Genomic DNA, 24345 nt, shown 5'->3' with positions numbered 1-24345 from the left:
CACAATCGTCGACTCCGTCGACGCGGGCGCGGCGAACATCGCAGACGTCTACCCGCTGGCCCCGCTTCAGGAAGGGCTGCTCTTCCATCACCTCCTCAACGAGGGCGGAGACGATGCCTACGTGCTCCCAACGGTCATCGAGTTCGACTCGCGCGACCGCTTCGACACCTTCCTGGCAGCCCTGCAGCACGTGGTCGACCGTCACGACATTCTGCGCACCTCGATCGTGTGGGAGGGCCTGCGCGAGCCGGTCCAGGTCGTCTGGCGCCACGCCACCCTGCCCGTCACCGAAGTCACCCTCGACGCGGGAGCTGCAGACCCGGTCGCCGCGCTGGTCGCGGCCGGCGCCGACCCGATGGATCTCGGCCGGGCCCCACTGATCACCCTGCACATCGCCGCCGCGCCGGCTGACGATCGTTGGCTCGCCCTGCTGCGGATACACCACATGGTGCAGGACCACACGGCCAAGGAAATTCTCCTCAAAGAGGTGCATGCCTTCCTCACCGGACATGGCGACGAATTGGCCACACCCCTGCCCTTCCGCAACTTCGTCGCCCAAGCTCGAGGCAGCATCGAGGAGCCCGAACACGAGGCGTACTTCGCCAAGCTGCTCGGCGACGTCACCGAACCCACGGCTCCCTACGGCCTCGTCGACGTGCGAGGCGACGGCACCGGCATCACCTGGGGCGAGCTGGACTTTCCGCCCGCACTGACCACCCGCCTCCGCGAGGTCGCGCGGCGCCTCGGCATCAGCCCTGCCCCCGTCCTGCACGTGGCATGGGCCCGGGTGCTGGCCGCCGTCAGCGGCAGGAACGACGTCGTTTTCGGCACCGTCCTGTTCGGCCGCATGAACGCGGGGGCAGGCTCGGACCGGGTGCCAGGGCCGTTCATGAACACACTCCCCGTTCGCGTACGCACCGGCGAGCTCGGCGTCCTGGAGGCGACCGACGCCATGCGCAGCCAGCTCGCGCGGCTCCTTGAGCACGAGCACGCACCGCTCGCCGTGGCCCAGCGGGCTAGCGGGGTGGCAGCTGACAGCCCGGTGTTCACCTCCTTCTTCAACTACCGCCACAACGCGGGCCAAAGCGATGACAGCGGCCGGAACGCCGGCATCACCGGGATCCGAACCATCTGGACGCAAGACCGCACCAACTACCCACTCTCTGTGGCTGTCAACGACAACGGCGACACGATCGCACTCGCCGTCGACGCGATCTCCCCGATCGCCCCGCACGCAGTGTGCGCGCTGATGTACACAACCGCTGACAACCTTGTGACCGCCCTGGAGACGGCCCTGGACGGCGGGCCGGATGTGCCACTGAGCACTCTTGAGGTGCTGGGTGTTGCGGAGCGTCGGCAGGTGGTTGTGGATTGGAACGACACGGCTGTTGATCTTGGGTCGGTGTTGGTGCCGGGGTTGTTTGCGGCGCAGGTGGGGCGGTCGCCGGGTGTGGCGGCGGTGGTTGGGGGTGGTGTGTCGGTTTCGTTTGCGGAGTTGGATGTGCGGGCGAATCGTCTGGCTGGGTATTTGGTGGGTCAGGGTGTGGGTGTGGAGTCGGTGGTGGGGTTGTGTCTGCCGCGTGGGGTTGAGTCGGTGGTGGCGATCCTTGCGGTGTGGAAGGCGGGGGCTGGTTATCTGCCGGTGGATCCGGAGTATCCGGCGGAGCGGATCGGGTTCATGCTCGCCGATAGTGGTGCGGTGTTGACGTTGACGACCGAGGAGATTTTGGATGATCTTCCGGCTGGTCGGAACCGGTTTGTGGCGCTGGATAGTTCGCTGGTGCGGATGCAGTTGGCGGCGGTGTCTGTCGAGGCGCCGGGTGTGGTGGTCGGTCCTGAGTCTCTTGCTTATGTCATTTATACGTCGGGTTCGACGGGGCGGCCTAAGGGTGTCGCGGTCACGCATGGGGGGCTTGCGAATTATGTGATCTGGGCTGCGGGGGCGTATGGGATGAGGGGTGGGGGTGGGGGTGCTCCGCTGCATTCTTCGCTTGCTTTCGATTTGACGGTGACCAGTGTGTTGGTGCCTCTTGTTTCGGGTTTTGCGGTGGTGTGCAGCGAGGTGGGTGGTGCGGAGGGGCTGGCTGAACTGATCAGGGATACGGGTGAGTTCGGTCTGGTCAAGGTGGTCCCGGCGCATCTTCCGCTGTTGGCGGAGTTGCTGACGCGGGAAGAGGCTGCCGTTTCGGCTCGTACGTGGGTGGTGGGTGGTGAGGCGCTGGCGGGCAGCACGGTCCGTGACTGGCTTGAGCGGTCTCCCGGTTCGGTGATCGTCAATGAGTACGGTCCGACAGAAGCGGTGGTGGGCTGCTGTGTCTTTGAAATCTCAGCTGGTGTAGAGGTCGGTGAGTCGGTGCCGGTGGGGCGTCCGATTGCCAATACCCGCCTGTATGTACTCGATGCGTATCTTCAGCCGGTGGCACCGGGTGTTGCGGGTGAGCTGTATGTTGCGGGCGCTCAGCTGGCCCGGGGTTATGTGAGGCGTCCGGGTCTGACGGCGGAACGCTTTACCGCGAATCCCTTCGAGCCGGGTGGGCGGATGTACCGGACGGGGGATGTGGCCCGTTGGACTGCCGGCGGGCTCCTGGAGTATCTGGGCCGGGCGGATGAGCAAGTCAAGATCCATGGTTTCCGGATCGAACCAGGTGAGGTCCAGGCCGTTGTGGCCGCTCACCGTGAGGTTGCCCAGGCAGCGGTCATCGCCCGCGAGGACACCCCGGGAGACACCCGCCTGGTCGCCTACATCGTCCCCGCACAAGACGATGATGTGGACTCGGACCTGCCTGAATCGGTCCGCACGTTCGCCGGCCAACGCTTGCCCGGGCACATGATTCCGTCGGCGGTCGTCGTCCTGGACGCCCTCCCACTGACCGCCAACGGAAAGCTCGACCGCACGGCCCTCCCGGCCCCCGACGCCACGGGAACCGTCAGGGCCGGGCGCGGACCGGCCAACCACCAAGAAGAACTCCTCTGCGCAGCCTTCGCTCAGGTGCTGGGTCTCGAGCGGGTCGGTGCCGACGAGAACTTCTTTGCCCTCGGCGGCCACTCACTGCTCGCCGTCCGCCTGGTCAGCCGCATCCGCTCCGTCCTCGGCGTCGAGCTGGACCTGGCGTCACTCTTCGAGGCGCCGACCGTTGAGGCACTCGCGACTCGGATCGCCGCGGCAGGCGAGGCGCGACTTGAGGTCACGCCAATGGAGCGCCCTGAGCACACCCCTCTTTCCTATGCTCAGCAACGCCTCTGGTTCATAAGCCAGTTGGAAGGTTCGAGCTCCGGTTACAACGTCCCCGTGGCACTCAGCCTGGCGGGCAAGATCAATCAAGACGCGCTCGCCGCTGCTCTGTTCGATGTGATCGGGCGCCACGAGGTGCTGCGCACCGTGTTCCCCGTCACCGACGGTCAGCCGTATCAGCGGACCATTCCTATCGAGAGGCTCGAATGGCAGCTTCCCCTGGTAGAGGTCGCTCCGCAGGACCTGGTGGACGCGGTCACCACCGCGGGAAACTACGCCTTCGACCTGTCATCAGAAGTGCCTTTCCGTGCCTGGCTGTTCTCCGCCGGGCCGAACGAGCACGTGCTCGCCGTGGTCATGCATCACATTGCCAGCGACGGCTGGTCCAAGCGGCCGCTGGCGCAGGACCTTTCCACGGCCTACGCGGCGCGATGCGAGGGCCGGGCGCCGGTGTGGGAGCCGCTGCCGGTGCAGTATGCGGATTACGCGCTGTGGCAGCGGGAGCTGCTCGGCGACGACAGCGACCCGGACAGTATGGGCGCGCGCCAAGTCGCCTACTGGCGCGAGACACTGGCCGGAGCCCCTGAGGAACTGGCGCTGCCGACCGATCACCGGCGCCCCATCGCCTCGTCGAATCTCGGCTACCGGGTCCCGGTCGCAGTGCCGCCCCAGGTGCATGCGCGGCTGCAGGAACTGGCGCGCGCCGAAGGCGTGACAGTGTTCATGCTGCTTCAAGCGGCATCCGCGGTTCTGATGTCGCGGCTGGGGGCGGGCACCGACATCCCGATCGGCTCGGCGTATGCGGGCCGTAGCGACGAGGCGCTGGACGACCTGGTCGGCTTCTTCGTGAACACGCTGGTGCTGCGGACTGATCTGTCCGGTGACCCGACGTTCCGGGAAGTGCTGCGCCGGGTGCGGGAGACGAGCCTGTCGGCCTTCGCCCACCAGGACGTGCCGTTCGAGAAGCTCGTCGAAGAACTCGCCCCCACCCGCTTCCTGGGCAGGCATCCCCTCTTCCAGGTCATGCTGACCTTGGAGAACAATGCCGAGGCAGTCCTGGACCTGCCCGGCCTCGACACCGACGGTCCGCAGCAAACTTCGGGCTCGACTGCTCCTCGGGAGGCCGCGGCCAAATTCGACCTGGACTTCCAGTTCTCCGAGACCGTCGGCACTGACGGCGCCCCAGCAGGACTGAACGGTTCCCTCGTCGCCTCGGCGGACCTGTTCGAGGCAGAGACGGCCGTGCGGCTTGCCGAGCGCTGGGTTCGCGTTCTTGAGCTACTGGTCGACGACCCGAAGCTCCGTCTGAGTGCTGTTGATGTCCTTTCTGGTGTTGAGCGTGGTCGGGTGTTGGAGGACTGGAATGCCACTGCCGCGGACTTTGGGTCGGTGTTGGTGCCGGGGTTGTTTGCGGCGCAGGTGGGGCGGTCGCCGGGTGTGGCGGCGGTGGTTGGGGGTGGTGTGTCGGTTTCGTTTGCGGAGTTGGATGTGCGGGCGAATCGTCTGGCTGGGTATTTGGTGGGTCAGGGTGTGGGTGTGGAGTCGGTGGTGGGGTTGTGTCTGCCGCGTGGGGTTGAGTCGGTGGTGGCGATCCTTGCGGTGTGGAAGGCGGGGGCTGGTTATCTGCCGGTGGATCCGGAGTATCCGGCGGAGCGGATCGGGTTCATGCTCGCCGATAGTGGTGCGGTGTTGACGTTGACGACCGAGGAGATTTTGGATGATCTTCCGGCTGGTCGGAACCGGTTTGTGGCGCTGGATAGTTCGCTGGTGCGGATGCAGTTGGCGGCGGTGTCTGTCGAGGCGCCGGGTGTGGTGGTCGGTCCTGAGTCTCTTGCTTATGTCATTTATACGTCGGGTTCGACGGGGCGGCCTAAGGGTGTCGCGGTCACGCATGGGGGGCTTGCGAATTATGTGATCTGGGCTGCGGGGGCGTATGGGATGAGGGGTGGGGGTGGGGGTGCTCCGCTGCATTCTTCGCTTGCTTTCGATTTGACGGTGACCAGTGTGTTGGTGCCTCTTGTTTCGGGTTTTGCGGTGGTGTGCAGCGAGGTGGGTGGTGCGGAGGGGCTGGCTGAACTGATCAGGGATACGGGTGAGTTCGGTCTGGTCAAGGTGGTCCCGGCGCATCTTCCGCTGTTGGCGGAGTTGCTGACGCGGGAAGAGGCTGCCGTTTCGGCTCGTACGTGGGTGGTGGGTGGTGAGGCGCTGGCGGGCAGCACGGTCCGTGACTGGCTTGAGCGGTCTCCCGGTTCGGTGATCGTCAATGAGTACGGTCCGACAGAAGCGGTGGTGGGCTGCTGTGTCTTTGAAATCTCAGCTGGTGTAGAGGTCGGTGAGTCGGTGCCGGTGGGGCGTCCGATTGCCAATACCCGCCTGTATGTACTCGATGCGTATCTTCAGCCGGTGGCACCGGGTGTTGCGGGTGAGCTGTATGTTGCGGGCGCTCAGCTGGCCCGGGGTTATGTGAGGCGTCCGGGTCTGACGGCGGAACGCTTTACCGCGAATCCCTTCGAGCCGGGTGGGCGGATGTACCGGACGGGGGATGTGGCCCGTTGGACTGCCGGCGGGCTCCTGGAGTATCTGGGCCGGGCGGATGAGCAAGTCAAGATCCATGGTTTCCGGATCGAACCAGGTGAGGTCCAGGCCGTTGTGGCCGCTCACCGTGAGGTTGCCCAGGCAGCGGTCATCGCCCGCGAGGACACCCCGGGAGACACCCGCCTGGTCGCCTACATCGTCCCGGCCGAGGAGGCAGAGCCGGCTGGGCTTCCCTTGCGTATCGTCGGGTTCGTCGGTGAGCGGCTGCCCGCCTACATGGTTCCCTCGGCGGTCGTGGTCCTGGACAGTCTGCCGCTGAGTGTGAACGGGAAGCTGGACCGCAAGGCGCTGCCCGCCCCGGAGTATGTCACCGGCAACGGTCGGGGCCCTGTCACGGTTCAGGAGGAACTGTTGTGTGGGGTGTTCGCGCAGGTTCTTGGGGTTCCTGAGGTGGGTGTGGGTGATGACTTCTTTGCTCTGGGTGGGCATTCTCTGCTCGCGGTGCGTCTGGTCAGTCGTATCCGTACGGTGCTGGGAGTCGAGGTCCCCCTGCAGACGCTCTTCGAGGCACCGACCGTCGCTGCCCTCACGGGCAAGCTCGCCGGCGCCGGGGCTGCGCGTCCCGCGCTGACGGTAGGCGAACGCCCGGAACGCATCCCGCTCTCCTTCGCCCAGCGTCGCCTCTGGTTCATCGGAGAGTTGGAGGGACCCAGCGCCTCCTACAACGTGCCCGTGTCTCTGCGACTGTCAGGCGGAGTTGACCGCGACACGCTGGGCGCCGCCCTGCGCGATGTGATCGAGCGGCACGAGGTGCTCCGTACGGTCTTCGAGGTCAGCGACGGCGAGCCGTACCAGCGGATCACGGACCTGGAGGACCTGGCCTGGGAACTCTCCGTGGCCGAGGTAGCTCCCGCGGACCTGGCCACCGCGATCGGGGAGGCCGAGAAGTACACGTTCGACCTCTCGGTCGAGGCACCGATCCGCACCTGGTTGTTCGACGCCGGCCCCGACGAGCAGGTACTCGTGGTCGTCGTCCACCACATCGCAGGCGACGGCTGGTCCATGGGCCCCCTGGCCCGGGACGTCTCGGTCGCCTACGCGGCGCGCCGTGAGGGCCGGGCGCCGGTGTGGGAGCCGCTGCCGGTGCAGTACGCCGACTACGCGTTGTGGCAGCGGAAGCTGCTCGGCGACGAAACCGACCCCGACAGCCTCATCGCCCGCCAACTCACTTACTGGCGCGCAACATTGACGGACGCTCCGGTCGAGCTAGAGCTGCCCTTCGACCACCCACGCCCGACGGTGGCATCCCATCTGGGCCACAGCGTTCCGCTGAAGGTCTCGGCCGAGGTGCATGACCGCCTCGTTGAGAGGGCGCGGGCGGAGGGCGTGACCACGTTCATGTTCCTCCAGGGAGCCTTGGCTACCTTGCTCTGCCAGCTGGGTGCCGGAACCGACATCCCGATCGGCTCAGCGAATGCGGGGCGCACGGATGAGGCGCTCGACGACCTGGTCGGCTTCTTCATCAACACGCTGGTACTGCGGACCGATCTGTCCGGCGACCCGACCTTCCGCGAAGTCCTGGCCCAGGTGCGAGAGAAGAGCCTGGCGGCGATGGCTCACCAGGATGTGCCGTTCGAGAAACTGGTAGAGGAGCTGGCACCGGCCCGGTCTATGGCCCGGCACCCACTGTTCCAGACTGTCCTCACCCTGCAGAACACGATCGACGCGGTACTAGAGCTGCCGGGAGTGCAAACCGGCGCGACGGCAGCCGACGACAGTGAGTCCGCGTCGGGACGCGCAGCGGTGAAGTTCGACCTCGACGTGATGGTCGCAGAGACATACGACAAGAACGGTTTCCCGGCAGGGCTCGGGGGCTCGGTCACCGTCGCCGCCGATCTGTTCGACGCCGATTGGGCCCGGCGGATCGCTGGTGCCTGGGCCCGACTCCTGGAGCACCTGTCCCAAGACCCAGGCTGCCGGCTGAGCACGCTGGACCTCCTGACCGGCGAAGAACGGCGACAGGTGCTGGTTGGATGGAACGACACGGCCACCGATGTCGAACCTGCCTTCATGCACGAACGCTTCGAGACACAGGCTCTCCGTACGCCGAATGCCGTCGCGATTGTCGCTGAGGGCGTTGAGGTGTCGTTTGCGGAGTTGGAGGTGCGGGCGAACCGGATTGCGCATTATCTGATTGGTCAGGGTGTGGGTGCCGAATCCCTGGTGGGGTTGTGTCTGCCGCGTGGTGTGGACATGATCGCGGCGATTGTGGGGGTGTGGAAGGCGGGTGCGGGTTATCTGCCGATCGATCCGGCGCAGCCGACGGAGCGGGTTGCGTTCATGCTGCGGGACAGCCGGGCCGCGCTGGTGCTGACTGCCGAGGAGTTTTTGGATGATCTGCCGGCGGGGCGTTCGCGTCTGGTTGCCCTCGACGGCACGTTCGTGCAGATGCAGCTGGCTGGTCTCCCAACAGAGCGCCCGGGTACCCGTGTTGAAGCGCAGTCGTTGGCGTATGTGATCTATACGTCGGGTTCGACGGGTCAGCCCAAGGGTGTGGCGGTGACGCACGGGGGTCTGGCCAACTATGTGGCTTCCGTCCCCGGCCGGGTGGGTTTTGGGAAGCCTGGCGCGCGGTACGCGCTGCTCCAGGCGCAGGCAACGGATCTGGGGAACACGGTGGTGTTCGCCAGTCTCGCCACCGGCGGTGAGCTGCACATTCTGGATGAGGGTGCGGTCACCGACCCGCAGGCTGTTGCGGCGTATCTTGCCGAGCACCGTATCGACCACTTCAAGGCTGTGCCCTCGCACCTGGCGGCGCTCTCCGCCGCCGGTGGTTTCGATGCTGTGCTGCCGGCAGGGTCACTGGTTCTGGGTGGTGAGGCTCCGTCGCCGGCATGGCTGCGGGAGCTGCTCGCGGTGGCCGGTGAGCGGGAGGTCTACAACCATTACGGGCCGACCGAGACTACGATCGGGGTGGCGACCACCCGGCTGACTGCCGAGCAGACAGCCGCCGGTGTGGTGCCGGTCGGCACCCCGATCGCCAACACCCGTCTCTACATCCTGGACCAGCACCTGAGGCCGGTGGCACCGGGCATTGCCGGTGAGCTGTATGTCGCGGGTGCGGGGCTGGCACGCGGGTACATCCGACGAGTCGGCCTGACGGCGGAGCGGTTTGTGGCGAACCCGTTCGAGTCGGGTCGGCGGATGTATCGCACGGGTGACCGGGCGAAGTGGACGGCGGATGGTCAGGTGGTCTTCCTGGGCCGGGCCGATGACCAGGTCAAGATCCGCGGCTTCCGTATCGAACCCGGCGAAGTACAGGGCGTGGTCGGCGCACACCCGCAGGTCGCCCAGGCGGTGGTCATCGCCCGCGAGGACGTCCCCGGCGACAAGCGCCTCATCGCCTACGTCATTCCCACGGACCTCGACGAGCCGCGTGACCATCTACCGGCATCCGTACGTGAGTTCGCTGGACAGCGGCTGCCGGAGCACATGGTGCCGTCCGCGGTGGTGGTCCTGGATACGCTGCCGCTGACCGGCAACGGAAAGCTCGACCGTAAGGCGCTGCCCGCGCCCGACTATTCCTCGTCGCTGGCGTCCGGTGGGCGTCGGGCGGCCACGCTGCAGGAGGAGATCCTGTGCATGGCCTTCGCTGAAGTCCTGGGTCTTCCCGAAGTGGGCGTGGACGACGACTTCTTCGAGCTCGGTGGCCACTCGCTCCTCGCGGTGCGCCTGGTCAGCCGCATACGCTCCGTTCTCGGCATCGAAGTCGAGATCCGATCGCTCTTCGATGCCCCCACGGTCGCGGGTCTCGCAGCCGGCCTGACCAACGCTGGACAGGTACGGCCTGCCCTGGCCGCCAGACAGCGTCCGGAGCACGTGCCGCTTTCCTTTGCCCAGCGCCGCCTTTGGTTCATCGGACAGCTGGAGGGCCCGAACGCGGCCTACAACGTCCCAGTGGCACTGCGTCTCGACGGCGACGTGGACCGCGAAGTGCTGGAAGCGGCCCTGCGGGATGTGATCGGGCGACACGAGGTGTTGCGCACCGTGTACGACATCGCCGACGGCGAGCCGTACCAGCGCATCGTCGATATCGGCGAACTCGAGTGGGAACTGCCACTGATCGAGGTGGCTCCACAGGAACTGGCGGACGCGGTGGCCAAGGCGGCCGCGCACGCCTTCGACCTTGCTGTCGACGTCCCCTTCCGCGCTTGGCTGTTCTCCGCCGCAGCCCATGAACAAGTGCTTGTCGTGACGATGCACCACATCGCCGGCGATGGCTGGTCTAAGCGCCCGCTGGCGCGGGATCTGTCACTCGCCTACGCGGCGCGGTGTGAGGGTCGGGCGCCGGTGTGGGAGCCGCTGCCGGTGCAGTATGCGGATTACGCGCTGTGGCAGCGGGACCTGCTGGGTGAGGACTCCGACTCCGACAGCCTGATCTCCCGCCAGGTCGCCTACTGGCGTGCGGCATTGGATGGCGCACCGGAGGAACTTGAGCTCCCCGTAAACCGGTTCCGGCCCGAGACCCCTTCACACCGTGGTCACGACGTCGCGCTAACGGTCCCGGCGCAGGTGCACACGAGACTGTCGGCTGTGGCGCGTGCCGAGGGCGTCACGACGTTCATGGTTCTGCAGGCCGCGCTGGCCATGCTGCTCTCGAAGCTCGGCGCCGGGACCGACATCCCGATCGGTTCGGCGACCGCGGGCCGTACTGACGAGGCCTTGGACGACCTGGTGGGCTTCTTCATCAACACCCTCGTCCTGCGTACGAACTTGAGCGGCGACCCGACCTTCCGGGACGTCCTCGGCCGGGTGCGGGAGACGAGTCTGTCGGCCTTCGCCCACCAGGACGTGCCGTTCGAGCGGCTCGTCGAGGAGCTGGCCCCCAGCCGATCGATGGGGCGGCACCCGCTGTTCCAAGTGATGCTCCAAGTACAGAACAACGCTGAGGCGGTGCTCGACCTGCACGGCGTTCAGACCGACGGCGTCACGGCCGGCGCCGCAGTGGCGAAGTTCGACCTGGATGTGTCGGTCGCGGAGGTTCTCGATGAGGCGGGGGCCCCGGCGGGGTTGCGCGGCTCGGTCGTCGCCTCGGCGGACCTGTTCGACGCGGAGACCGCCGAGCGTCTCGTGGCCCGCTGGGTGCGAGTCCTCGAGCGCCTGGCGGTGGACCCGGGCCTGCGGCTGAGCACGCTGGGCGTCCTGGATGACGTTGAGCGTGGGCGGGTGGTAGTGGAGTGGAACGATTCGGCGGTTGAGTTGCCGGGTGATGCCACGGTGGTGGGGTTGTTTGAGGCGCAGGTGGCCCGCACGCCGGAGGTGGTTGCGGTGGTGTCGGGTGGTGAGTGTGTTTCGTATGCCGAGTTGGATGTCCGTGCGAATCGGTTGGCGCGTCGTCTGGTGGCGTTGGGGGTGGGGCCGGAGTCGTTTGTTGGTGTGTGTCTGGAGCGGGGCATTGAGACGGTGGTGGCGCTGCTGGCGGTGTTGAAGTCGGGGGGTGCGTATCTGCCGATTGATCCCGGGTATCCGGCGGATCGGATTGCGTACATGCTCAGCGATGCCAAGCCGGTGGTGGTTCTTACTTCGGTGGGTGCTGTGGCGTCGGTGCCGGAGTCGGGTGCGAGGGTTGTGGTTCTGGACGATGTGGAGCCGGCTGGGTTTGAGGGTGGTCCGCTGGGGGTGGTGATCCGGCCGGAGCATCCGGCATACGTCATCTACACGTCGGGTTCGACGGGGCGCCCCAAGGGTGTCGTAGTGGAGCACCGGTCGGTGGCGGGTCTCCTTTGCTGGGCGGCGGCGGAGTTCGGGGGTGCAGATTTCCGGCGGGTGCTGGTGTCGACGTCCTTCAACTTCGACGTTTCGGTCTTCGAGCTGTTCGGCCCGCTGGTGTCGGGCGGCAGTGTCGAGGTCGTCAACAACCTCCTCGCGCTGGCCGACGCGGACTCGCCGGTAGGCGACGTGAGTCTCGTGAGTGGTGTGCCGTCGGCGTTTGCGCAGATGGTGGCGGCGGGTGAGATTCGGGCTCGTCCTCGTACGGTTGTTCTGGCGGGTGAGGCGCTGACGGCGGATGCGGTTGCCGGGATCCGCACGGCCATCCCGGGGGCCCGGGTTGCCAACATTTATGGTCCCACCGAGGCCACGGTCTACACGACGGGTTGGTATGTGGGTGCGGACGCGGGTGCGGACGTGGAGGGCGCCGTCCCGATCGGCCGGCCGATATCGAATGCTCGTGTGTATGTTCTGGACGGCTTCCTGTCTCCGGTGCCGGTGGGTGTTCCGGGTGAGCTTTACATTGCGGGCGCTGGTCTGGCCCGCGGCTATTTGGGCCGTCCGGAGCTGACGGGGGAGCGGTTTGTCGCTGATCCGTTCTCGTCGTGTGGTGGTCGTTTGTATCGCACGGGTGATGTGGTGCGGTGGTCGCAGGATGGTCAGGTCGAGTATCTGGGCCGGGCGGATGAGCAGGTCAAGATCCGCGGCTTCCGTATCGAGCTGGGCGAAGTCCAAGCCGTAGTGGCCGCCCATCCGCAGGTCGCCCAGGCTGTAGTGGTGGCCCGCGAAGACGTGCCGGGTGACAAACGCCTGGTCGCCTACGTCGTCCCGGCCGAGGAAGCAGAGCCGGCCGGACTTCCCTTGCGTATCGCCGAGTTCGTCGGCGACAGGCTGCCCGCCTACATGGTCCCCTCCGCGGTCGTGGTCCTGGACAGTCTGCCGCTGAGTGTGAACGGGAAGCTGGACCGCAAGGCACTGCCCGCCCCGGAGTATGTCACCGGCAACGGTCGGGGCCCTGTCACGGTTCAGGAGGAACTGTTGTGTGGGGTGTTCGCGCAGGTTCTTGGGGTTCCTGAGGTGGGTGTGGGTGATGACTTCTTTGCTCTGGGCGGGCATTCTCTGCTCGCGGTGCGCCTGATCAGTCGTATCCGTACGGTGCTGGGAGTCGAGGTCCCTTTGCGTTCCTTGTTCGACACTCCGACGGTGGCGGGTTTCGCGGCCGGTCTGGCAGTTGCTGGGCAGGCCCGGCTGGCGCTGACCGCCGGCGAACGCCCGGAATGCATCCCGCTCTCGTTCGCCCAGCAACGGCTCTGGTTCATCAGCCAGCTGGAAGGACCCAGCTCGACATACAACATCCCCTACGTTCTCCGCCTCGCCAACGAGGTCGACAGCGACGCGCTCGGCCTGGCCCTGCGGGACGTGATCGGACGGCATGAGGTGCTGCGGACTGTCTTCCCGACGGCCGGGAGCGGCGAGCCATCCCAGAAGATCATCGAACTGAACGAACTGGAATGGCGGTTGGGCGTCATCGAGGTGACACCGGCGGATATGGGTTACGCAGTTGCCGACGCGGAGATATATGCCTTCGATCTCACTTCGGAGGTGCCCATTCGGGCCACGCTGTTCGAGGCGGGGCCGGGTGAGCGTGTGCTGGTTGTGGTGGTGCATCACATTGCGGGGGATGGTTGGTCGACGGCTCCGCTGGCGCGGGATCTGTCTGCGGCCTATGCGGCGCGCGCGGAGGGTCGGGTGCCGGTGTGGGAGCCGTTGGCGGTGCAGTATGCGGATTACGCGTTGTGGCAGCGGGAGCTGCTCGGTGACGAAACCGACCCGGACAGTGTGATTGCCACCCAACTTGCGTACTGGCGTGCGGCGCTGGCGGGTTCTCCGGAGGAGCTTGTCCTGCCCTTCGACCGGTCGCGTCCGGCGGTTGCCTCTCACCTTGGGCATCGTGTTCCGCTCATTGTTCCGGCTGAGGTGCATGCGCGGCTGGTGGAGGTGGCCCGGTCCGAGGGGGTGACCGTCTTCATGGTTTTGCAGGCCGCGCTGGCGATGCTGTTGTCGCGTCTGGGTGCGGGGACGGATATTCCGATCGGTTCGGCGAATGCCGGCCGTACGGATGAGGCACTGGATGATCTGGTCGGGTTCTTCATCAACACCCTGGTGGTGCGTACGGATCTGTCGGGCGATCCGACCTTCCGTGAAGTCCTTGCCCGGGTGCGGGAGAGGAGTCTGTCGGCTCTGGCGCACCAGGAGGTGCCCTTCGAGCGGCTGGTCGAGGAACTAGCGCCGGCTCGCTCCATGGCCCGACACCCACTCTTCCAGGTGCAGTTGGACCTCCAGAACAACGCCGAGGGCGTACTCGACCTCCCCGGATCAGAGGGCGGAGGTACCTCTGCGGGCGCCACCAGGGCCAAGTTCGATCTGGAGGTCCGGGTATCCGAGGCCTTCGACGAGCAGGGTGCCCCGGCCGGGGTGTGCGGTTCGGTAGTCGCAGCGGCCGACCTCTTCGACCGGGTGACGGTCGAAGGCATCGGTGAGCGTCTAGTGCGGGTGCTCGGGCTACTGGTCGCTGACCCCAGCATGCACTTGAGCGCGCTGGACGTCTTGAGTATGGGTGAGCGTCGGCAGGTGGTTGTGGATTGGAACGACACGGCTGTTGATCTTGGGTCGGTGTTGGTGCCGGGGTTGTTTGCGGCGCAGGTGGGGCGGTCGCCGGGTGTGGCGGCGGTGGTTGGGGGTGGTGTGTCGGTTTCGTTTGCGGAGTTGGATGTGCGGGCGAATCGTCTGGCTGGGTATTTGGTGGGTCAGGGTGTGGGTGTGGAGTCGGTGGTGGGGTTGTGTCTGCCGCGTGGGGTTGAGTCGGTGGTGGCGATCCTTGCGGTGTGGAAGGCGGGGGCTGGTTATCTGCCGGTGGATCCGGAGTATCCGGCGGAGCGGATCGGGTTCATGCTCGCCGATAGTGGTGCGGTGTTGACGTTGACGACCGAGGAGATTTTGGATGATCTTCCGGCTGGTCGGAACCGGTTTGTGGCGCTGGATAGTTCGCTGGTGCGGATGCAGTTGGCGGCGGCGTCTGTCGAGGCGCCGGGTGTGGTGGTCGGTCCTGAGTCTCTTGCTTATGTCATTTATACGTCGGGTTCGACGGGGCGGCCTAAGGGTGTCGCGGTCACGCATGGGGGGCTTGCGAATTATGTGATCTGGGCTGCGGGGGCGTATGGGATGAGGGGTGGGGGTGGGGGTGCTCCGCTGCATTCTTCGCTTGCTTTCGATTTGACGGTGACCAGTGTGTTGGTGCCTCTTGTTTCGGGTTTTGCGGTGGTGTGCAGCGAGGTGGGTGGTGCGGAGGGGCTGGCTGAACTGATCGGGGATACGGGTGAGTTCGGTCTGGTCAAGGTGGTCCCGGCGCATCTTCCGCTGTTGGCGGAGTTGCTGACGCGGGAAGAGGCTGCCGTTTCGGCTCGTACGTGGGTGGTGGGTGGTGAGGCGCTGGCGGGCAGCACGGTCCGTGACTGGCTTGAGCGGTCTCCCGGTTCGGTGATCGTCAATGAGTACGGTCCGACAGAAGCGGTGGTGGGCTGCTGTGTCTTTGAAATCTCAGCTGGTGTAGAGGTCGGTGAGTCGGTGCCGGTGGGGCGTCCGATTGCCAATACCCGCCTGTATGTACTCGATGCGTATCTTCAGCCGGTGGCACCGGGTGTTGCGGGTGAGCTGTATGTTGCGGGCGCTCAGCTGGCCCGGGGTTATGTGAGGCGTCCGGGTCTGACGGCGGAACGCTTTACCGCGAATCCCTTCGAGCCGGGTGGGCGGATGTACCGGACGGGGGATGTGGCCCGTTGGACTGCCGGCGGGCTCCTGGAGTATCTGGGCCGGGCGGATGAGCAAGTCAAGATCCATGGTTTCCGGATCGAACCAGGTGAGGTCCAGGCCGTTGTGGCCGCTCACCGTGAGGTTGCCCAGGCAGCGGTCATCGCCCGCGAGGACACCCCGGGAGACACCCGCCTGGTCGCCTACATCGTCCCCGCACAAGACGACGAAGCCGATAAAGGACTACCGCGTACGGTACGGGAGTCAGCGGCACAGCGTCTGCCGGAGTATATGGTGCCCGCGGCTGTCGTGGTTCTCGACGCCCTTCCGCTGACCGCTAACGGAAAGCTCGACCGCAAGGCCCTCCCTGCCCCGGACTACGCCCAGGCGGCGGCCTCCGATAGAAGCCCAGAGAGCCACGAAGAAGAAGTTCTGTGCGCAGTGTTCGCCCACGTCCTTGGCCTCCCGGAAGTGGGGGTCGATGACGACTTCTTCGCCCTCGGCGGCCACTCACTGCTAGCAGTGCGTCTGGTCAACCGCATTAGAACGGTGCTCGGCGCAGAGGTCGAGATCGCGGCGGTGTTCGACGCACCGACGGTGGCCGGGCTCGCCACGCAGCTCGGAAACGTGAAGTCAACCCGGCCGGCGTTGCAGCCGATGCGTAACCAGGAGGAGTCCTGATGATTCCGTTGTCATACGCCCAGCGTCGGCTGTGGTTCATCAGCCAGTTGGAAGGCCCGAGTTCGACCTACAACGTTCCGGTCGTACTGCGGCTTCCGGGCGACGTGCAGCGCGACGCGCTCGGCGCGGCCCTGCGGGATGTTATCGGGCGCCACGAAGTACTGCGTACGGTCTTCGAGGTCACGGACGGTGAGCCGTGCCAACGAATCCTGGGGTTCGACGAGCTCGAGTGGGAACTGCAAGTCACCGAGATCGCCGTGGCGGAGCTGAACGGGGCAGTCGACAAGGCTAGCCGGTACGCGTTCGACCTCGCCGCCGAACTGCCCATCAAGGCGTGGCTCTTCGAGGCCGGCACCGATGAGTGCGTCCTCGTCGTCGTCATGCACCACATCGCGAGCGACGGCTGGTCAGAGGGACCTCTGGCCCGCGACCTCACGACCGCGTACGAGGCGCGCGTACAACGACGGGCCCCCTCCTGGGAACCGCTGCCGGTCCAGTACGCCGACTACGCGCTCTGGCAACGCCAGCTCCTCGGTGACGAAACCGATCCTGACAGCGTGATGTCCCGTCAGACTGCTTATTGGCGTGAGGCTTTGGCTGACGTACCGGAAGAGCTGGAGCTCCCAGTCGACCGGCCGCGGCCGCCCGTGGCCTCGCACCGCGGCCACATTGTCCCGCTTAACATTCCCGCTGAAGTGCACGCTCGACTCGCTGCGGTGGCCCGGGCCGAGCGCGTGACGACGTTCATGGTCCTGCAGACCGCCCTGGCCACTTTGCTGTCGCGGCTCGGCGCAGGCACCGACATCCCCGTCGGCACAGCCGTGGCGGGACGCACCGACGAAGCCCTTGACGACTTGGTTGGCTTCTTTATCAACACGCTGGTGCTGCGTACTGACCTGTCGGGCGACCCCACGTTCCGCGAAGTGCTCGCCCAAGTGCGAAGGACCGGACTGGCAGCCTTCAAGCACCAGGACGTGCCCTTCGAGAAGCTCGTCGAAGACCTCGCACCGGCCCGCTCCCTGGCCCGGCATCCCTTGTTTCAGGTCATGCTGACGGTCCAGAACAACCAGCGAATCGTCGTCGACCCTTCCCGGAGTCCGGCCGAAGGCCGGGAGGCAGGTAGCCGGGCGGCCAAGTTCGACCTCGATGTCTCTGTCCGCGAGCTCTTCGACGATACGGGCGCTCCGGCGGGTCTGCGCGGATCCGTGACGGCGGCGGCCGACCTGTTCAACGTGGCGTCGGTCGAGCGCCTCGCGGCAAGGTTCGCGAAGGTCATCGACCAGGCGACCGCCGGTCCAAGCCGCGCGCTCAGCGCGATCCGAATTCTCGATGAGGTTGAGTGCCGCCAGGTGCTGACCGACTGGAACGACACGGCGAGTGACGGACCACTTCCGCTGGTGCACGCCACGTTCGAAGAGTGGGCGGACTGCACTCCCATGGCCTCTGCGGTCGTCAGCGCGAACACGGCGCTGACCTACCGGGAGTTGGAGGTGCGGGCGAACCGGATTGCGCATTATCTGATTGGTCAGGGTGTGGGTGCCGAATCCCTGGTGGGGTTGTGTCTGCCGCGTGGTGTGGACATGATCGCGGCGATTGTGGGGGTGTGGAAGGCGGGTGCGGGTTATCTGCCGATCGATCCGGCGCAGCCGACGGAGCGGGTTGCGTTCATGCTGCGGGACAGCCGGGCCGCGCTGGTGCTGACTGCCGAGGAGTTTTTGGATGATCTGCCGGCGGGGCGTTCGCGTCTGGTTGCCCTCGACGGCACGTTCGTGCAGATGCAGCTGGCTGGTCTCCCAACAGAGCGCCCGGGTACCCGTGTTGAAGCGCAGTCGTTGGCGTATGTGATCTATACGTCGGGTTCGACGGGTCAGCCCAAGGGTGTGGCGGTGACGCACGGGGGTCTGGCCAACTATGTGGCTTCCGTCCCCGGCCGGGTGGGTTTTGGGAAGCCTGGCGCGCGGTACGCGCTGCTCCAGGCGCAGGCAACGGATCTGGGGAACACGGTGGTGTTCGCCAGTCTCGCCACCGGCGGTGAGCTGCACATTCTGGATGAGGGTGCGGTCACCGACCCGCAGGCTGTTGCGGCGTATCTTGCCGAGCACCGTATCGACCACTTCAAGGCTGTGCCCTCGCACCTGGCGGCGCTCTCCGCCGCCGGTGGTTTCGATGCTGTGCTGCCGGCAGGGTCACTGGTTCTGGGTGGTGAGGCTCCGTCGCCGGCATGGCTGCGGGAGCTGCTCGCGGTGGCCGGTGAGCGGGAGGTCTACAACCATTACGGGCCGACCGAGACTACGATCGGGGTGGCGACCACCCGGCTGACTGCCGAGCAGACAGCCGCCGGTGTGGTGCCGGTCGGCACCCCGATCGCCAACACCCGTCTCTATGTGCTGGACACCTTCCTTCAGCCGGTGCCGGCCGGGGTGGTCGCGGACCTGTATGTCGCGGGTGCGGGGCTGGCACGCGGGTACATCCGACGAGTCGGCCTGACGGCGGAGCGGTTTGTGGCGAACCCGTTCGAGTCGGGTCGGCGGATGTATCGCACGGGTGACCGGGCGAAGTGGACGGCGGATGGTCAGGTGGTCTTCCTGGGCCGGGCCGATGACCAGGTCAAGATCCGCGGCTTCCGTATCGAACCCGGCGAAGTACAGGGCGTGGTCGGCGCACACCCGCAGGTCGCCCAGGCGGTGGTCATCGCCCGCGAGGACGTCCCGGGCGACAAGCGGCTCGTGGCGTACGCCGTTCCGACGGACATCGACGAGCCGCGTGACCATCTACCGGCATCCGTACGTGAGTTCGCTGGACAGCGGCTGCCGGAGCACATGGTGCCGTCCGCGGTGGTGGTCCTGGACGCGCTGCCGCTGACCGGCAACGGAAAGCTCGACCGTAAGGCACTTCCCGCGCCCGAGTACACGTTCGGCGCCGACCGGGGCCCGTCCAGTGTCCGTGAGGAAATTCTGTGCGCGGGTTTCGGCGAGGTTCTGGGCCTCGACGGGGTCGGCGTAGACGACGACTTCTTCCGGCTCGGCGGCCACTCGCTGCTCGCGATCCGCCTCGTTGAGATCCTGCGAGAGCACGGTGTCACGGTGTCGGTGCGGGCCCTGTTCCAGACACCGACTCCGGCGGGACTCGCCGCCTCGGCGGGCTCCGCGCAGGTGGCCGTCCCGGCGAACCTGATCCCGGCCGGAGCGACCGCGATCACCCCCGAGATGCTGCCGTTGGTCGACCTGACCACCGAGGAGCTGGCGACGGTCGTCGCCACTGTTGACGGTGGCGCTGCGAACGTCGCGGACGTCTATCCGTTGGCCCCGCTGCAGGAAGGGCTGCTCTTCCACCACCTGCTCGCGGACGGCGGGGATGACGCGTATGTCCTGCCGACGGTCGTCGAATTCGCCTCGCGCGAGCGGCTCGACGCCTTCCTCGGCGCACTGCAGCACGTCCTGGACCGCCACGACATCTTCCGCACGTCCATCGTGTGGGAGGGCCTGCGCGAGCCGGTCCAGGTCGTCTGGCGCCAGGCCACCCTCCCCGTCACCGAAGTCACCCTCGATGACAGGAGCACCGACGCAATCGCCGACCTGGTAGCGGCTGGCGGCTCGACGATGGACCTCCGCGAGGCGCCGCTGATCCGGATTCACGCGAGCCGCGTCCCCGGTCCGCACCAGTGGCTGGCCCTGGTACGGGTGCACCACATGGTGCGTGACCACACAGCTGTCGAAGTACTCATGGCGGAAGTGCGGGCCTTCCTCGAAGGACGGGGCACAGAGCTGGTGGAGCCCCTGCCGTTCCGTACCTTCGTCGCTCAGGTGCGCGACAGTGCCGACCGCTTGGAGCACGAGCGCTACTTCGCCGCTCTCCTCGGCGATGTCACCGCACCGACAGCCGCTTTCGGCATTGCGGATGTACGTGGCGACGGTGCGGGATCGGTGCGCCAAGTTGTGCCCTTCGGGGACGATCTGACGACAAGGCTCCGGACAATCTCCCGACGCCTCGGTGCGAGTCCGGCGACGTTGCTGCACCTGTCGTGGTCCCGAGTCCTTGCGGCGGTGAGCGGCCGCGAGGACGTGGTCTTCGGCACTGTGCTGTTCGGCCGCATGAACGCGGGCGCGGGCAGAGTACCGGGCCCCTTCCTCAACACGCTTCCGGTCCGCGTCCGTACGGACCGAACAGGAGTCCTCGCAGCGGTCACCGCGATGCGAGAACAACTGGCGGAGCTTCTGGAGCATGAGCACGCGCCACTCACGGTAGCGCAGCAGGCCAGCGGGATGTCGAACAGCGCACCGCTGTTCACGGCCCTGTTCAATTACCGCCACAACGGCGGGGGCGGTACGGCAGAGGTGCCGGTGACGCGCGACGAGCGGCTCGACGGCATCAGGACAGTCTTCTCGCGTGAGCGCACCAACTACCCACTGCTCGTGTCAGTCGACGACGACGGCGACAGCCTCTGGGTCGCTGTGGATGCAGTGGCGCCGATCGACCCCGAGATGGTGGGTGAGTTCGTGCGCACGGCGACTGGGAATCTGGTTTCCGCGCTTGAGTCGGCCCTCGAGCGTGATGAGGATGTGCCGCTCAGTTCTGTTCAGGTGCTGGATGAGGCGGGGCTGCGGCAGGTACTGAGTGAGTGGAACGATTCGGCGGTTGAGTTGCCGGGTGATGCCACGGTGGTGGGGTTGTTTGAGGCGCAGGTGGCCCGCACGCCGGAGGTGGTTGCGGTGGTGTCGGGTGGTGAGTGTGTTTCGTATGCCGAGTTGGATGTCCGTGCGAATCGGTTGGCGCGTCGTCTGGTGGCGTTGGGGGTGGGGCCGGAGTCGTTTGTTGGTGTGTGTCTGGAGCGGGGCATTGAGACGGTGGTGGCGCTGCTGGCGGTGTTGAAGTCGGGGGGTGCGTATCTGCCGATTGATCCCGGGTATCCGGCGGATCGGATTGCGTACATGCTCAGCGATGCCAAGCCGGTGGTGGTTCTTACTTCGGTGGGTGCTGTGGCGTCGGTGCCGGAGTCGGGTGCGAGGGTTGTGGTTCTGGACGATGTGGAGCCGGCTGGGTTTGAGGGTGGTCCGCTGGGGGTGGTGATCCGGCCGGAGCATCCGGCATACGTCATCTACACGTCGGGTTCGACGGGGCGCCCCAAGGGTGTCGTAGTGGAGCACCGGTCGGTGGCGGGTCTCCTTTGCTGGGCGGCGGCGGAGTTCGGGGGTGCAGATTTCCGGCGGGTGCTGGTGTCGACGTCCTTCAACTTCGACGTTTCGGTCTTCGAGCTGTTCGGCCCGCTGGTGTCGGGCGGCAGTGTCGAGGTCGTCAACAACCTCCTCGCGCTGGCCGACGCGGACTCGCCGGTAGGCGACGTGAGTCTCGTGAGTGGTGTGCCGTCGGCGTTTGCGCAGATGGTGGCGGCGGGTGAGATTCGGGCTCGTCCTCGTACGGTTGTTCTGGCGGGTGAGGCGCTGACGGCGGATGCGGTTGCCGGGATCCGCACGGCCATCCCGGGGGCCCGGGTTGCCAACATTTATGGTCCCACCGAGGCCACGGTGTACTCCACCGCCTGGTACGCGGGTGCGGACGTGGAGGGCGCCGTCCCGATCGGCCGGCCGATATCGAATGCTCGTGTGTATGTTCTGGACGGCTTCCTGTCTCCGGTGCCGGTGGGTGTTCCGGGTGAGCTTTACATTGCGGGCGCTGGTCTGGCCCGCGGCTATTTGGGCCGTCCGGAGCTGACGGGGGAGCGGTTTGTCGCTGATCCGTTCTCGTCGTGTGGTGGTCGTTTGTATCGCACGGGTGATGTGGTGCGGTGGTCGCAGGATGGTCAGGTCGAGTATCTGGGCCGGGCGGATGAGCAGGTCAAGATCCGCGGCTTCCGTATCGAGCTGGGCGAAGTCCAAGCCGTAGTGGGCGGGTGCCGGGGTGTGCGGCAGGCCGTCGTGGTGGTGCGTGAGGATGTCGTGGGGGATCCGCGGCTGGTCACGTATGTCGTTGCGGACGGCGACGTAACCGACCTTGCGGCACGAGTCGCCGAGTTCGTCGGCGACAGGCTGCCCGCCTACATGGTTCCCTCGGCGGTCGTGGTCCTGGACAGTCTGCCGCTGAGTGTGAACGGGAAGCTGGACCGCAAGGCGCTGCCCGCCCCGGAGTATGTCACCGGTGGCGGGCGGGGCCCTGTCACGGTTCAGGAGGAACTGTTGTGTGGGGTGTTCGCGCAGGTTCTTGGGGTTCCTGAGGTGGGTGTGGGTGATGACTTCTTTGCTCTGGGCGGGCATTCTCTGCTCGCGGTGCGCCTGATCAGTCGTATCCGTACGGTGCTGGGAGTCGAGGTCCCTTTGCGTTCCTTGTTCGACACTCCGACGGTGGCGGGTTTCGCGGCCGGTCTGGCAGTTGCTGGGCAGGCCCGGCTGGCGCTGACCGCCGGCGAACGCCCGGAATGCATCCCGCTCTCGTTCGCCCAGCAACGGCTCTGGTTCATCAGCCAGCTGGAAGGACCCAGCTCGACATACAACAGCCCGATCGCCCTGCGCCTGGCCGGCGAGCTCGACCAGCAGGCGCTGAACCTGGCTCTGCGCGATGTCATCGGGCGGCACGAAGTGCTGCGGACCGTCTTCGGTGTCGCGGACGGACAGCCGTACCAGAAGGTCATCGAACTGAACGAACTCGAATGGGGGGTGGAGGTTGTCGAGGTTGACGCGACGGAGCTGGAGGAGGCGGTCGCCAAGGTCGCGCAGTACGCCTTCGACCTCTCCGTCGAGGTACCGATCCGGGCCACCCTCTTCGAGACCCGAGAGGGTGAGCGCGTCCTTGTCGTCCTCGTCCACCACATCGCCAGCGACGGCTGGTCACGAGCACCGCTGGCCCGGGACTTCTCCACGGCTTACGCGGCGCGGGTAGAGGGTCGCGCCCCCGCATGGCCGTCGCTGCCGGTCCAGTACGCCGACTACGCACTGTGGCAGCGGAAGCTGCTCGGCGACGAGGCCGATCCCGACAGCGTAATCACCCGCCAACTCGCCTACTGGCGCGCGGCGTTGTCAGATTCTCCGCAAGAGTTGGAGCTACCCTTCGACCGGCCCCGCCCGGCGGTCGCCTCTCACCTTGGGCATCGTGTTCCGCTCATTGTTCCGGCTGAGGTGCATGCGCGGCTGGTGGAGGTGGCCCGGTCCGAGGGGGTGACCGTCTTCATGGTTTTGCAGGCCGCGCTGGCGATGCTGTTGTCGCGTCTGGGTGCGGGGACGGATATTCCGATCGGTTCGGCGAATGCCGGCCGTACGGATGAGGCACTGGATGATCTGGTCGGGTTCTTCATCAACACCCTGGTGGTGCGTACGGATCTGTCGGGCGATCCGACCTTCCGTGAAGTCCTTGCCCGGGTGCGGGAGAGGAGTCTGTCGGCTCTGGCGCACCAGGAGGTGCCCTTCGAGCGGCTGGTCGAGGAACTAGCGCCGGCTCGCTCCATGGCCCGACACCCACTCTTCCAGGTGCAGTTGGACCTCCAGAACAACGCCGAGGCCGTACTCGACCTCCCCGGCGTGCAAGCAGGGAGCACCGTCGTCACGAAGACGGCGGCCAAGTTCGATCTGGAGGTCCGGGTATCCGAGGCCTTCGACGAGCAGGGTGCCCCGGCCGGGGTGTGCGGTTCGGTAGTCGCAGCGGCCGACCTCTTCGACCGGGACACCGTCAGCGGAGTAGGCGAGCGCCTCGTTCGCGTCCTAGGACTGCTCGTCACCGATCCGCAGATCCGGCTGAGCACTCTTGAGGTGCTGGGTGTTGCGGAGCGTCGGCAGGTGGTTGTGGATTGGAACGACACGGCTGTTGATCTTGGGTCGGTGTTGGTGCCGGGGTTGTTTGCGGCGCAGGTGGGGCGGTCGCCGGGTGTGGCGGCGGTGGTTGGGGGTGGTGTGTCGGTTTCGTTTGCGGAGTTGGATGTGCGGGCGAATCGTCTGGCTGGGTATTTGGTGGGTCAGGGTGTGGGTGTGGAGTCGGTGGTGGGGTTGTGTCTGCCGCGTGGGGTTGAGTCGGTGGTGGCGATCCTTGCGGTGTGGAAGGCGGGGGCTGGTTATCTGCCGGTGGATCCGGAGTATCCGGCGGAGCGGATCGGGTTCATGCTCGCCGATAGTGGTGCGGTGTTGACGTTGACGACCGAGGAGATTTTGGATGATCTTCCGGCTGGTCGGAACCGGTTTGTGGCGCTGGATAGTTCGCTGGTGCGGATGCAGTTGGCGGCGGTGTCTGTCGAGGCGCCGGGTGTGGTGGTCGGTCCTGAGTCTCTTGCTTATGTCATTTATACGTCGGGTTCGACGGGGCGGCCTAAGGGTGTCGCGGTCACGCATGGGGGGCTTGCGAAT

Annotated in this window: 2 protein-coding genes (both running past the window's edge); both read left to right on the top strand. The window is 66.4% G+C overall.

The features are described from left to right. Positions 1 to 16024, top strand: partial view of a non-ribosomal peptide synthase/polyketide synthase gene (locus tag OG584_RS02855; RefSeq protein WP_405774631.1) — the 3' portion only. It extends 3386 nt beyond the left edge of the window; only the last 16024 of its 19410 coding nucleotides appear in the window; its start codon lies beyond the left edge, outside the window; it ends in the stop codon at positions 16022 to 16024. Continuing rightward, on the top strand, positions 16024 to 24345 hold the 5' portion of the coding sequence (locus tag OG584_RS02850; RefSeq protein WP_405774629.1) for an amino acid adenylation domain-containing protein. Its footprint extends 1296 nt past the window's final position; the window shows 8322 of its 9618 coding nt (coding positions 1-8322); it begins with the start codon at positions 16024 to 16026; its stop codon lies off the right edge, out of view. Before OG584_RS02855 ends, OG584_RS02850 begins: the two co-directional genes overlap by 1 nt.

It is taken from the genome of Streptomyces sp. NBC_00859 (assembly GCF_045161865.1).
GTDB lineage: Bacteria > Actinomycetota > Actinomycetes > Streptomycetales > Streptomycetaceae > Streptomyces.
The sequence above is the reverse complement of the archived record's forward strand: the minus strand, read 5'-3'. Positions and strand labels throughout refer to the sequence as shown.